This window comes from Pseudomonas gingeri, assembly GCF_013385635.1.
Classification (GTDB): Bacteria; Pseudomonadota; Gammaproteobacteria; order Pseudomonadales; family Pseudomonadaceae; genus Aquipseudomonas; species Aquipseudomonas gingeri_A.
The window spans coordinates 76,378-88,448 of sequence record NZ_JACAPR010000025.1 but is presented as its reverse complement, the minus strand read 5'-3'; the positions used below and the strand labels follow the sequence as shown (position 1 = coordinate 88,448).

Annotated in this window: 12 protein-coding genes; 5 read left to right on the top strand and 7 right to left on the bottom strand. The window is 59.9% G+C overall.

Translation table 11 applies throughout. The features are described 5' to 3' along the window. The first annotated feature begins 208 nt into the window (after nt 1-208). On the top strand, nt 209-961 hold the full coding sequence (locus HX851_RS27175; protein WP_177062849.1) for a LexA family transcriptional regulator: 753 nt from the start codon (nt 209-211) through the stop codon (nt 959-961). A 322-nt stretch (nt 962-1,283) separates the two neighbouring features. On the opposite strand, the gene HX851_RS27170 is transcribed toward HX851_RS27175, so the two are convergent. Beyond that, on the bottom strand, nt 1,284-2,336 hold the full coding sequence (locus tag HX851_RS27170; RefSeq protein WP_177066106.1) for a PDDEXK nuclease domain-containing protein: 1,053 nt from the start codon (nt 2,334-2,336) through the stop codon (nt 1,284-1,286). A gap of 199 nt (nt 2,337-2,535) precedes the next feature. Between HX851_RS27170 and HX851_RS27165 the strand changes: the two genes are divergently transcribed. Beyond that, complete coding sequence (locus tag HX851_RS27165) at nt 2,536-4,017, top strand: leucine-rich repeat domain-containing protein (RefSeq protein ID WP_177066107.1); 1,482 nt, start codon at nt 2,536-2,538, stop codon at nt 4,015-4,017. A gap of 40 nt (nt 4,018-4,057) precedes the next feature. On the opposite strand, the gene HX851_RS27160 is transcribed toward HX851_RS27165, so the two are convergent. From HX851_RS27160 to HX851_RS27150, 3 genes are all read right to left on the bottom strand, one after another. Then, the gene (locus tag HX851_RS27160; protein ID WP_177066108.1) at nt 4,058-4,993 is read right to left on the bottom strand and encodes an alpha/beta fold hydrolase; all 936 of its coding nucleotides are present in this window, start codon (nt 4,991-4,993) and stop codon (nt 4,058-4,060) included. A gap of 182 nt (nt 4,994-5,175) precedes the next feature. After that, nucleotides 5,176-6,087: a LysR family transcriptional regulator gene (locus HX851_RS27155; protein ID WP_177062179.1), complete on the bottom strand. Its 912-nt coding sequence runs from the start codon at nt 6,085-6,087 to the stop codon at nt 5,176-5,178. Nucleotides 6,088-6,144: 57 nt separating this feature from the next. Next, nucleotides 6,145-7,104: a GlxA family transcriptional regulator gene (locus HX851_RS27150; protein WP_177062181.1), complete on the bottom strand. Its 960-nt coding sequence runs from the start codon at nt 7,102-7,104 to the stop codon at nt 6,145-6,147. A gap of 206 nt (nt 7,105-7,310) precedes the next feature. Between HX851_RS27150 and HX851_RS27145 the strand changes: the two genes are divergently transcribed. Continuing rightward, the gene (locus tag HX851_RS27145) at nt 7,311-7,925 is read left to right on the top strand and encodes a hypothetical protein (RefSeq protein WP_177062183.1); all 615 of its coding nucleotides are present in this window, start codon (nt 7,311-7,313) and stop codon (nt 7,923-7,925) included. A gap of 143 nt (nt 7,926-8,068) precedes the next feature. Continuing rightward, a complete protein-coding gene (locus HX851_RS27140; protein ID WP_177066109.1) occupies nt 8,069-8,839 on the top strand; it encodes an alpha/beta fold hydrolase in 771 nt (256 codons plus the stop codon). Nucleotides 8,840-8,926: 87 nt separating this feature from the next. Here the strand turns inward: HX851_RS27140 and HX851_RS27135 are convergent, their stop codons facing one another. Further along, a complete protein-coding gene (locus tag HX851_RS27135; protein ID WP_177062187.1) occupies nt 8,927-9,295 on the bottom strand; it encodes a winged helix-turn-helix transcriptional regulator in 369 nt (122 codons plus the stop codon). Between the two features lie 97 nt (nt 9,296-9,392). Between HX851_RS27135 and HX851_RS27130 the strand changes: the two genes are divergently transcribed. Further along, on the top strand, nt 9,393-9,983 hold the full coding sequence (locus HX851_RS27130) for a malonic semialdehyde reductase (protein WP_177066110.1): 591 nt from the start codon (nt 9,393-9,395) through the stop codon (nt 9,981-9,983). A 22-nt stretch (nt 9,984-10,005) separates the two neighbouring features. Here the strand turns inward: HX851_RS27130 and HX851_RS27125 are convergent, their stop codons facing one another. Together HX851_RS27125 and HX851_RS27120 are read right to left on the bottom strand one after the other, a co-directional pair. After that, the gene (locus HX851_RS27125) at nt 10,006-11,022 is read right to left on the bottom strand and encodes an AAA family ATPase (protein WP_256262548.1); all 1,017 of its coding nucleotides are present in this window, start codon (nt 11,020-11,022) and stop codon (nt 10,006-10,008) included. A gap of 3 nt (nt 11,023-11,025) precedes the next feature. Continuing rightward, nucleotides 11,026-12,069 carry an aliphatic amidase gene (locus HX851_RS27120; protein ID WP_152742107.1) on the bottom strand — a complete coding sequence of 348 codons (1,044 nt, stop codon included), beginning with the start codon at nt 12,067-12,069 and terminating at the stop codon, nt 11,026-11,028. Nucleotides 12,070-12,071: the final 2 nt, after the last annotated feature.

The following is a 12,071-nucleotide window of genomic DNA, read 5'->3' as shown; positions in this document are numbered from 1 at the left end:
TGCCAGAGAACCCCGGTCCGCCGGGGTTTTTTGTGCCTGTTTACCCGAGAACAAACCAAGTGTTTAATTAATAAACATCAATAAACGCACGCAGAAACGCATGCGTAGGAATGCTCAACGAAATCAATCACCTTGTATGTTTTGGCTGGCCATTTTTGAACACCTAGTTTATTTAAACGGGTGTAGCACGCCAGTAAACTCTGTGTTCATGAATACATCAGGCGATCGCTTAAGGGCCCTCCTGCGGGAGTGCCATCTTTCAGCTTCGGACTTCGCTGCCAACCGGCAAGTGACCCCGCAGCACGTCAATAACTGGTTCAAACGTGGCATTCCAATGGCACGGATGGACGAGATAGCCGAGCTTTTGTGCGTCAACAGCCGCTGGTTGCGCACGGGGGACGGTCCAAAGCATCCTGGCGCCTCGGCCGGCGAGACCGAGGGAGACCCTCCGTACACCCACGAAAAAGCCCCCTACTCGGCCCGCGAAGACCTCGCCGCCACCGAACGCAATGACGTGCAGGTCCCGCTCTACAAGGAAACCCCCACCAGTCCTGGCGCCAAACAGACCCAGGTCACCGCGATGCCCGGCCGCAAGGTGCGCCTGCCGTACCGGATCCTGCAGGCCATGGGCGTCGAGCCGGACAAGGCCATCTGCGCGCCGATGACCGGCAACAGCATGGCCGAGAAGATCCAGGACGGTTCCACCATCGCCATCGACCGCAGCCTGACCCAGGTGGTGGACGGCGAAATCTATGCCCTGGAACACGACGGCATGTTGCGGGTGAAATACGTCTACCGCCTGCCGGCGGGGGCCTTGCGGCTACGCAGCCACAACAGCGACGAATACCCGGATGAAGTGTTCACGGCGGAACAGATCGAACAACAGAACATCCGCATCCTCGGCTGGGTATTCTGGTGGTCGACCCTGAACAAACGCCGCCCGCCGGTGCCCTTCAAATAGTATCAAAACGCTACATTCACTAAAAACGACAGCTCTGCGCAGCGGTTTTCGCTGGGAATCTGTCGTAAATGTGGGTATCCTGCGCGGCACATTTGGGCAGCGTCCCGCGAAAGCAGGTCAGCGCGCCCCTGATGCCGTGCAAGACTGTTGCGCAGCATCCTACAACCAGACATTGCGATTCTGGATGTCGTTTTGAAGGCGGGCGAGGCTTACCAAAAATGAGCCAAACCCGTCCCCGAGAAGCCGGCCACAAGCCGGCTTTTTAATGCCTGCTTGGAAGTCATCCTGGGCTGAGCTCCGCGGACTTGCCAGACGAATCCAGTCATTCCGTTTCACTTTCTGTGTTCAACTCGCCGGCCAACTCCGCCTCGATCTCGGCGATGCTGGGTAGATTTCGACCGAGTGTTTCCGGTAAGTCGCGTAATAGCTGGTATTCGGCAACGCCGATAGGCTTGTCGATTCCCGATAAAGCGTATTCCGCCACCAGCCGATTTTGCTGTTTGCATAACAGCAGCCCGATGGTGGGCCTATCGTCCTCTACCTTGATCTGCGCATCCATAGCAGCGAGATAAAAGCTCAACTGGCCAGCGTGCTCGGGTTTGAACGCTGTAGCTTTGAGCTCCACGACCACATAGCACTTGAGTCGCGTGTGATCGAACAGCAAGTCGATGAAGAACTCATCACCGCCAACTTCAAGGCGAAACTGCCGGCCAACAAAGGCAAAGCCCACACCTAGCTCCAGCAGGAAACGGGTGATGTGACGAATCAGCCCCTCTTCGATCTCCAGCTCATGGGCGTCGTTGCCCAAACCAAGAAAGTCGAACAGGTAAGGATCCTTCAGCGTTTCCTGAACAAAGGCCGACTCAGCAACCGGTAGGAGAGCGACAAAATTGCTGACCGCCGAGCCCTGGCGCTGCAGCAAACGACTCCGGATATTCTGCTCCAGCGTACTGCGTGACCAACCATGCAGGACAGTTTGCCTCGCATACCACTCACGCTCGATGGGGCTTTCCAGCTTGGTCAACAGGACAACCACATGGAACCAAGGCAATTGGGCAGCAGGCTGCTGCCCAAATAGACCATTGGGGCAATGTTGGGCGAAAAACGCCATGTACTTGAGGTTTCGTCCGGAAAAGCCACGGATGTCAGGAAAGGCATCCGAAAGATCGCGGGCCAGGCGTTCAATAACTTTCGCCCCCCAACCTTGAAGCTGCTGGCGCTGCCTGATTTCAGCACCAATTCGGTGATACAACTGCACCAGTTCGGCATTGACTGCCAACACAGCCCGCTGCCGAGCCTGGGTAATATGGACTTTAAGCTGACTCAGCCAGTCAGCATACCTCTCGGGTAATGCGAGAATTGTTTCCTTGCTCACTTACAGGCTCCCCACTCTCCCCCAGTTGCCGAAGCTTACGTTCGGGGCTAAAAAGAAGTGGCCGCATTGAATGTGAGGCGTTTCAGCGGCATCAGTAAGAACATCTCTTTTCTCTGGCATATCTCTGGACGCTTGGCTCATTTCGCTTGCTAATACGTCCGACAATCCTCCCGACCATCCCACCTCGGACTCTCAACCCGTGCAGAACCCCGACCGCAACGCCCTGATCGCCCGCCTCCGCGCAGCCCCCGATGACATCGCGACGCGGGCGGCGCTTTATCGCGATCTGCTCGACAGTGCAGAGGCTTCGCTGGATGGCTTGCGCGTGGCGGCGGGCCTGGGTGATCCGGCCGCGAGGATCGCGGTTGCTCGGTTGAACGCCACACCCCATGCCAATCGCCCTGCCGCATGGTTGCCACAGCTTCGTGGACTTCCCGTGGATCATATCGAGCTGGACAACGCCGAGCGGGCCTGGTGTGACGCCCTGAGCGACCTGCCATTACGTACCCTGATACTCAACGGCTCGAACTTCAGCTGCGGTCCGGATAGCTGGCGGCGCTTGCCGGACGTTGCCCTGGAAACCCTGGAAATCAGCGGGTTTTCGCGCGATGACGACGCCACCAGCCTGCCTTCGCTCGAACGACTGCGCCGGCTGAAGTTGCAGACCTACGGTGAAGACTTCAACGACGGTTTCCTCCAGCAACTCGGCAGCGGTCCGTTGCAGGAGCTGTCGTTGAACCGTTGCGATGAGATCACCGACGATGGCCTGCAAGCCTTGTCACGCCTAAAGCTGCGCTCGCTGACACTGGAGCGCGCGGGAGAACTTACTTCACGTGGAATGCGCCATCTGGCCAATCATCCGCTCGAGCAACTGTCGATCAGTTCGAATGGCGCCGTCCTGAAAGACCCTGCCTGGCTCGCAGACCTGGCAGTCTTGCGCTCGCTGAGCCTTGACGGCTGCTACGCAACAGACACCCTGCTGCACGCCATCAAAGACCTGCCGATCGAGCGGCTGTCGCTGCACTCCTCGTATATCGGCGAGGACGACATTGCGCTACTGGAAGGCATGCCGCTGACCGAGCTGAATCTCAAGTCCTCACAGCAAATGATCGAGCGGCTCGACACGCTGCACGCGTTCCCGCTGAAACGCCTGGGACTCGCCGATGTGCAGGGCATCGACGCGCGCACGCTGTCCGATCTGCGCGGTCTGGATCTGGAATCCCTCGACCTGTCGTTGAACGACATCACCTGGAAAGAACTGAAGCAACTGGCCGGACTGCCACTTAAAAAGCTGAATCTCAGTTTCTGTGAGGGTGTCGACGGCAAGGTCCTGCGAATGCTCGTCGAACTGGGATTGCCGTTGGAACACCTTGAGCTCGGCGGCCTGAAGCTATGCGACGCCGACCTGGCCTGCCTGCACAAACTGCCCCTGCGGCGTCTCGGCTTGTATGAAAGCCCCTGGCTCACCGACGCCGGCGTTGCCCACCTCGCCCGTCTGCCGCTGCAGGATCTGACGCTTGGGGCAGGCCCAGGGGAATCGCGGATCACTTCAGCAGCGGTGTCCGTGCTGGAGCAGTTGCCACTGCAAACACTGTGGTTGCCGAACAGTTGTGCAATCAACGCGGACGGTTGGGATCGCCTGGCCCGATTGCCGGCACGCGTGACGGGCCCCGGCATCTGAGACCCGTGCTACGATCACAACCGCCGCTGACACACCACCATCAGCCCGCCGGCAACCCCCTCACAGGCTTGCCATCCAAAAAGTTGCGCACGACAAAGACAATCGTGTCCGGCGCCTCTTCCATCAACCAATGCCCCGCGCCAGGCACGACAAACTCGGTCACGTTGCTGGCGACATTACGCATCATTATCGCTTCATTGGCGCCAAACAGTTTTTCCGAGCCGATGGCGAGCACCGGCATGCTCAGCCTGTTTGCCATGACCATCTTGTTGTCCTTGACGTCCTGCCGTATGGCTTGGAACTGTGAGAAGGACGAACGCATGGCCCCAGGGCGAGCGTACAAACCTGCATAGTGACTGCGAGTGGCTTCATCGATCTTCGCCGGATTACCCGAGAACTCATTCCAGAAACGATCCAGATAAATTCGCTCGCGCCCCGCCACCAGTCGCTCCATATCTTTTCCGCCGAAATCAAAATGCCAGAGGATTGGCAACTTGATCACTTCATCCCAAGGCGGAATCCCCGGCAATGGCGAATCCATTACCACCAGCTTGTCGGTCTTGTCGGGATAACGCGCCGCATAGGCGTAGGCAACCATACTGCCGATGTCATGCCCGACCACCACGGCGTGGTCGATCTTGAGTTTCAGCAATACATTACGAATGTCCATGGCCTGGGTTTTCTTGTCATAACCGCCCTCCGGATGGGATGACAGGCCCATGCCACGCAGGTCAGGCACCACAACGGTGTGGTCACGCGCCAGATTGACCGCCAGGGGTTCCCACATATCCCCGGTGTCGCCGAAACCATGCAGCAGTACAACAGCCGGCCCCTTGCCGCCCACACGAACATGCAACTGCGCACCCTGGGTCTGGATCGACTCGTTTCGGAATGAACTCGGAAATGGTGTGATATCGGCCATTGCCGGAAGACTGACAGTCGCTAAAAGACACGCCATGAAAAATGGTCGAATCATGAGATTCCTCTTCCAGATGAAAGGCTGATAGTTTTCCACGCGCCAGGACAGGTAACGTCTACCCGTTACACGACCCACGACGCTGATTCACTTTATAAATATTCAACGGGCCAAAGAATGCCTACTGCCCGCTAAACACTTTTGCGCGTGGCGTGGTAATTGTTGCGACTATCCAAAGCACTTCATTGGGCGAGGGACGCAAAGCGGGAGCGCAAATGCGGAAGTGCGAAGTCGATGAACGCCCGGACCTTGGGCACGGCGAGGCGGCCAAATGGCGAAACGATATGCACCGGCATGGGCGGCGGCTCCGCATCGGCCAGCACGACTTGTAGCAGCCCCTGGCTGACTTCCGGCGCCACATGATAGGAGAGCAGGCGAGTCACGCCATGCCCTTCCACCGCCGAGGCAATGACCGCACGCACACTGTTGATGACCAGCCGTGGGGTGAATGAAATGAAGCGAGGCACCGATGAGCCTTCCAACGGTGGAAAACTCCAGGAATTCAGGCCCATGTGGTCCATGGCGATGATCGGGTGTTTGCACAGATCGGCCGGCTTGGCGATACCAGGATGCTTCTCCAGGTAGCACGGCGACGCCACCACCACCCGCCGCACCTCGCCAATCCTGTGTGCCACCAGCGTGGAATCAGGAAGGTGGCTGATGCGCAGCGCCAGGTCCATGCCCTCATCGATCAGGTTGACCTGTCGATCCAGCAAATGCAGCCGTACATTGATGGAGGGATACTCATCCATGAAGGCATCGATGATGGGCCGCAGGATCTCCGCCCCGGCGAACTGGGTGGCGGAAAGGGTCAGGGTCCCTCGCGCAACGCTCGACTCATCGGCCGCGCTGCGCTCGGCTTCATCCAGCTCCAGCAAGAGCTTTCGGCAACTGGCGGCATAACGCTCCCCCGCCTCGCTCAACCGGATCGAGCGGGTGGTGCGGTGCAGCAATGGCACGCCCACGCGGGCTTCAAGGAAGGCAATGGCACGACTGACCGCGGCGATCGAACGGCCGGTCTTGCGGCTGGCGCCGGTAAGGCTGCCTTCGTCCAATGTAGCGACAAAGACTTTCATGGCATCCAGACGATCCATGGTGCTCTCCTCTTCTGAACATTGACGAGCGGCCGGAGCAAACCTTGGCAGCGCGCTTCATGACACCCGCAGTTCGCGGACACCCTTGCCCAGGCGCCGTCGCAATAACGTGCGCAACGTAACGCCGTTCGCATAGCCGACCTGCTCGGCAATGCGGTCCACCGTGAGTTCGCTGGTCTTGAGCAGGTGGACAGCGCGCTCTATGCGCAGATCCTGAATGTATTCGACCGGTGTTTTCCCCAGCACCTCATTCAGATGCCGCGTCAGCGTTCGCTTGGTGGTTGCCAATGCCCGTGTCACGACGTCGAGGGCAATGGCCGTGTCGAGGTGCTCGCGCACCCAGCGATCGAATCGCTCGACGAGCAGGTCCGAATGCTTGAGGTGATCGGAGATCGCATAGGCGGACTGCGACAACCGCGTATCGAATACGAGGTACTTGGCCACCAGCGCCGCCAGCTCGGGACTGTGGTTGCGGATCAACCAGAGTGCCAGGTCAAGGTGGCTGAGGGCCGCGCCGGCCGTGAGCACGCTGGCGCTGGGCACGATGATGCGATGGGCATCCAGGTGTACGTGCGGATAACGCTGGCGGAACAGCGGTGACAGCCACCAGGTGGTCGTCGCGTCTCCGCCGTCGAGCAAACCGCTTTCGGCCAGCAGGAAGGTTCCCGTACACGCCGCTGCAACACGGGCTCCCTGGCCGTGCCAGGAGCGCAAGGCATCCAATGCATCGTGCACATCATCACGGCCAAGTGCAGGGACAAGCTCCTCGGCCGTCATGTGGTTGAGCGCCGGGATGACCACCCAATCAGGTGCGATGCCATCGCTCAGATCGCCCACGGGCACCTGCATGCCCAGCGCCGTGCGCACAGTGGGCCGCACCCCTACCACATGGATATCGAAGCCCGCCGTACCACTCCCCGCCACACCGGCAAGGCGGTTGGCCATGTTCAAGCTGTCGAGCACGGTGGTCAGGCCGGTGTCGAACACCCCTTCGAGGACAAGGACAAAAATTCGCATGGCAGGATCGGTATCAAAATTGTCGATCGGGGTAGTATTCCTGCCGACATGGGGTTTGTACAGTAGCTCTCGCCGCATCAACGTTCAGGTGGAGGCAGAAGGACAAAAGCAAGTACCAGGGATAACGAAAAGTCTCCGCCCGCAAGTTCGTTCAACTTACCGATATAACCCACAGAACAATCTCAACGCTATAGAGGGAGTAACTCGTGTCGACTCATTACAAACTAGGCGCTTTATTCACTGCCATCCTGTTTTCGGGCGTTTCCCTGGCGCAAACCCCTGATATCAAACCGGAGCGGATTCGTGGTGACATCGTCTCGTTCAAAGGCGAAATGCTGATGGTGCACCGCAATGGCGGCGACATCATTTCGGTCGATATCAAACCGGACCTTGCTGTTTCGGCGCTCAAGAGCGCCAAGCTGTCCGATGCCAAAGTCGGCTCTTACGTGGGGACGCCGGCGCTGACCGGCAGCGACGGGAAACTGACCGCCACTTCGATGATCATCTTTCCGGAGGCCGCGCGCGGTGTAGCCGAGGGACACTTCCCTTATGACTTCGGCGCCAACAGCACAATGACCAATGCCAACGTGGTCAAGGTGGTCACCGGCAGTACCGGCCGCGAACTGAACCTGTCGTACAAGGGCGGCAGCAGCCAGGTGACCGTACCGGAAAATGTGCCCGTGGTGACACCCGTCCCCGCAAGCCGGGCGGATCTGATAACCGGGAAAAAGGTATTTCTGGTGGTGACACCCAATGCCCCCGGCAAGTATGACGCACAAGTACTGTTTGTCGAAAAAGAGGGTGTACTGCCGCAGTTCTAAGCGCCCGTTATTCGTCGCTGTCGTCAGTTAGCAAACAACAGGGCAGCGATAAAAACTCGTCAACGGATCAACTTCCAACTCATCCCGCTCATCAATTGGGCACCCCATATAAGCCTTGGTATCTTTTTGCCGGAGAATTGAATATGCGCTTTCCGAAGTTACGGCTGGCTGCAATACAAGTTGCCGCTCTATCGTGCCTGTTTGCCAATGCGTCCGCTTTTGCCGCACCGGTAAAGAATATTGTCGTGGTCCATGGCGCATTTGCCGATGCCGCGGGCTGGCGCCCGGTCTATGACATCCTGACGAAGGACGGTTATCACGTGACGCTGGTGCAACAGCCCCTGACGTCGTTCAAAGACGATGTGATTGCCACCCGGCGCGTGCTCGATAGCCTCGACGGCCCCTGCGTGCTTGTCGGTCACAGCTATGCCGGCACGATCATCAGCGAAACCGGGAATGACGAGCGCGTGAAGTCGCTGGTCTACATCACGGCGCATGCACTCGATAGCGGTGAAACCATCGCCGCAAACAGCAAGCAATATCCATCGGCCACGCCCTTGTCCATCGTCGCGACCGCGGACAATTTTGTGTACCTGAAGCCGGCCGACTACCCCGCTCAGTTCGCGCCCGACTTGCCGCGTCGGCAAGCCGAGTTCGAGGCGAATGCGCAAATCCCCCTGGCGGTATCCCAGTTCTCGGCACAAGTTGACGACCCGGCCTGGAAGAAAAAACCGAGTTGGTACCTGGTGGCCAAGGCGGACAAGATCATGAGCCCGGATCTTGAGCGGATGTATGCGGCGCGGGCCCACGCCAGGACGATCGAGGTCAACGGCGCCAGCCATGCCGTGTTTGAATCCCATCCGCGCCAGGTCGCTGCGCTGATCGAACAGGCGGCGCGGCAGTCCGCCCAGTAAAAGCTGCGCCTGCGAGTCGTTGCGAGCCTGTCGCCTAGGCGACAGGCTTTGCGCGATGTCATGCCCGGGACATGACCCGGCACTTCCCTACCCGGCTGTCGGCGATGTCACAAGCTTGCTGCCATGCACCCGCATCCACTGCTCAAGTGCCTCCAGAGCACCGATGAGTTCGCGCGCCACCGGCGTGGCTTCGTACTCCACGCGGGGTGGCACTTCGGGAAAGACCGTCCGCCGCACCAGGCCCGGAGTTTCCAGCAATCGCAATTGCTTGGTCAGTTCCTTCTGGGTGATCGGCCTTGCGGCCCTCTGCAACTCGCCGAAGCGGATAGGCCCGTGCGTGACGATAAGCCGATACAGGATGGGGATCGCCCATTTCCCCGCCACCAGGTTTACGAAGGCAGACAAGGGGCAGTCTTCCAGCGTGTCGCGGTTCAGGAGGTGCGTAGCTTCTGTCATCGGATATCTCACGCCCACGGTATACAAAAAGTGCCTACTTTTCTTTTCAGGCCTGGCTTTCTAAGGTGCTCGTCTCTTCACGATATGAGCCTACCAGATGAATATGCCACTTTCCGATGAACTGCTGGATCAGGTTTTTCGCAAGGCCCGAACCTTCAACAGCTTCATTGATCGCCCCGTTACAGAGGGTACCATCCGTGCACTCTACGACCTGTTGAAATGGGGTCCCACCTCGACCAACCAGCAGCCATTGCGGGTGGTCTGGTGCCGCAGCCCCGAGGCCAAGGAGCGACTCGCCACCCTCTGCTACCCGGGCAACGCGGAGAAAGTCAGGGCGGCTCCGGTGACCGCGATCCTGGGCATGGAACTGGATTTCGTCCGCTACCTGCCACGGCTGTTTCCCCATGCGGACGCCCGCGGATGGTACGGCGACGACCAGCGCCTGATCGCCGAATCGGCCTTTCGCAACTCCTCCCTGCAAGGCGCCTATTTCATCATCGCCGCGCGTATGCTCGGGCTGGACACCAACCCGATGTCGGGCTTCGACGAAGAGCAGATCAATGCGAGTTTCTTCGCCGACTCCAGCATCCGCGTCAACTTCATCGCGACCCTGGGTTATGGCGACTCGACGACGCTTTACGAGCGCGCGCCGCGCCTGGATTTCGACGAGGCCAACCGTTTTATCTAGGCGAACAAACGCTGAACGCTTTTCACCCACCCGCCTGCGCCAGCACCACCAGGCGCCGATCGCGCACCGTCGCCCTCATCGGTCCGGATTCGGCGCCGGTCAACAGGTAATCGGCAATCGCCGGCTCCAGTTCGACCCGCACCCGACGCACCAGGGCCCGGGCGCCGAAGCGCGGGTCATGCCCACGTCCCAGCCAGGCACGGGCCGGTTCGTCCAGCGACAGCGGGCGTTGCGGTCCCAGGCGTTTGTTGAGTTTACTTAGTTCGATATCCAGCAATGCCTCCAGCCAGTGGCCCTCGATACGTTCGAAGACCAGGATGCGGTCGATCCGATTGAGAAACTCCGGCTCGAACCGCCTGTGCAAGGCGCGCTCCAGCACCTGCGCCTCCCCTTCGCCGAACCCGCCCAGCAAACGCCGCCAGCCACTCAGACGCTGTCGCCGGGCATTGGCCTGCCGCGCACCGATATTGCTGGTCATGAAGATCAGGCTGTTGCGAAAATCCAGGGTACGGCTGCCGCTCGCCAGGGTCAGGATGCCACTTTCCAGGATCCCCAACAGACTGCGCAATACCTCGTCGCTGGCCTTCTCCAGTTCATCGAACAGGACGATGCCCGGCCGACTGTAGCTGCCCTGGATCAGTTCGCTGTCGAACAGACTGACGCCCTCCTTGCTGCCGACATAACCCGGCGGCGCCCCGGTCAGTGCCGCCGCGTAATGTTCCTGGGCCAGGGTCTGCATATCGATGCGGCACAGGGCGTCGGCACGGCCATGGATGGCCTGGGCCAGCAGGCGGACGATCTCGGTCTTGCCGACACCGGTCGGGCCCATGAACAGGTTGACCCCGAGGGGGCGCTCGCGATCACCGATATCCGCCTTGAGCACCTTGAGCTGCGCCTCCACCGCCGCCAGCGCCGCGTCCTGGCCGACGATGCGCTGGCGCAGCAGTGCCATGACCTGCTGCGGCTCGAAGACGAACCGCGAGGTCGGCGGGCGGACTTCAGGCTGGCCCGCTGCGGGGGCCGACTCAAGCGATGACATGCCTCAGCCCGCGGTCTTTTCTTTGCCGCCATGGGGTAACTGCCCCACCGGACAATCCGCCACGCCCACGGTGCGGCGGGTGATGTTCTCGACATTCTCCCGGGCCTTCTCGGCATCCAGCACCCAGGTGCGGTAGAACTCGAACGGACAGTCGGCAATACCCTTGTCGCCATCGCCGGAATCGTAGATACCGGTGTAGCCCCGGTGCAGCAGCTTGAACAGATGGTTCTGCGACTGGTCGTTGGCCCGTGCATCGCGGATCTGCGAGATCGACAACTGGGCGTACTGGATACCCATTTCCTCCTCGCCACATTCGCCGAGGGTGCGGCCATCGAAACCGATGATCGCCGAGTGCCCGAAGTACGAATACACGCCGTCGAAACCGGCGGCATTGGCCACCGCGACGTAGCAGTTGTTGGCCCAGGCCATGCTCTTGGACATCTGCACCTGCTGCTCCTTCGCCGGGTACATATAGCCCTGGCAGCGGACGATCAGTTCCGCGCCCTTCATCGCGCAATCGCGCCAGATCTCCGGGTAGTTGCCGTCGTCGCAGATGATCAGGCTGATCTTCATGCCCTTGGGGCCGTCGCAGACATAGGTGCGATCACCGGGGTACCAGCCTTCGATGGGGCACCAGGGAATGCATTTGCGATAACGCTGGACGATCTGCCCCTGATTGTCGATCAGCACCAGGGTGTTGTAGGGCGCCTTGTGCGGATGCTCCTCGTGGCGTTCGCCGGTGAGGGAAAACACGCCCCAGGTATTGGCCTCGCGACAGGCCGCGGAAAAGATCGCGGTTTCTTCGCCGGGAATGGTCGCGGCGGTGGCCATCATCTCGTCATGGTCATAGAGGATGCCCATGGTGCTGTACTCGGGGAACACCACCAGGTCCATGCCCGGCAGCCCTTGTTTCATGCCCTTGATCACCTCGGCGATCTTGCGGGCATTGTCGATGACCTCGGCCTTGCTGTGCAGGCGCGGCATCTTGTAGTTCACGACAGCAACACCGACGGTATCCGGGCTGCTGGAAATGTCGCCATGGCGCATGG

Bases quoted from the DNA above. Each gene is read 5' to 3' on its own strand.
- HX851_RS27175 (WP_177062849.1), top strand. From the start codon at position 209: ATGAATACATCAGGCGATCGCTTAAGGGCCCTCCTGCGGGAGTGCCAT.
- HX851_RS27160 (WP_177066108.1), bottom strand. From the start codon at position 4,993: ATGATTCGACCATTTTTCATGGCGTGTCTTTTAGCGACTGTCAGTCTT.
- HX851_RS27155 (WP_177062179.1), bottom strand. From the start codon at position 6,087: ATGGATCGTCTGGATGCCATGAAAGTCTTTGTCGCTACATTGGACGAA.
- HX851_RS27150 (WP_177062181.1), bottom strand. From the start codon at position 7,104: ATGCGAATTTTTGTCCTTGTCCTCGAAGGGGTGTTCGACACCGGCCTG.
- HX851_RS27140 (WP_177066109.1), top strand. From the start codon at position 8,069: ATGCGCTTTCCGAAGTTACGGCTGGCTGCAATACAAGTTGCCGCTCTA.
- HX851_RS27135 (WP_177062187.1), bottom strand. From the start codon at position 9,295: ATGACAGAAGCTACGCACCTCCTGAACCGCGACACGCTGGAAGACTGC.
- HX851_RS27130 (WP_177066110.1), top strand. From the start codon at position 9,393: ATGAATATGCCACTTTCCGATGAACTGCTGGATCAGGTTTTTCGCAAG.
- HX851_RS27125 (WP_256262548.1), bottom strand. From the start codon at position 11,022: ATGTCATCGCTTGAGTCGGCCCCCGCAGCGGGCCAGCCTGAAGTCCGC.
- HX851_RS27120 (WP_152742107.1), bottom strand. From the start codon at position 12,069: ATGCGCCATGGCGACATTTCCAGCAGCCCGGATACCGTCGGTGTTGCT.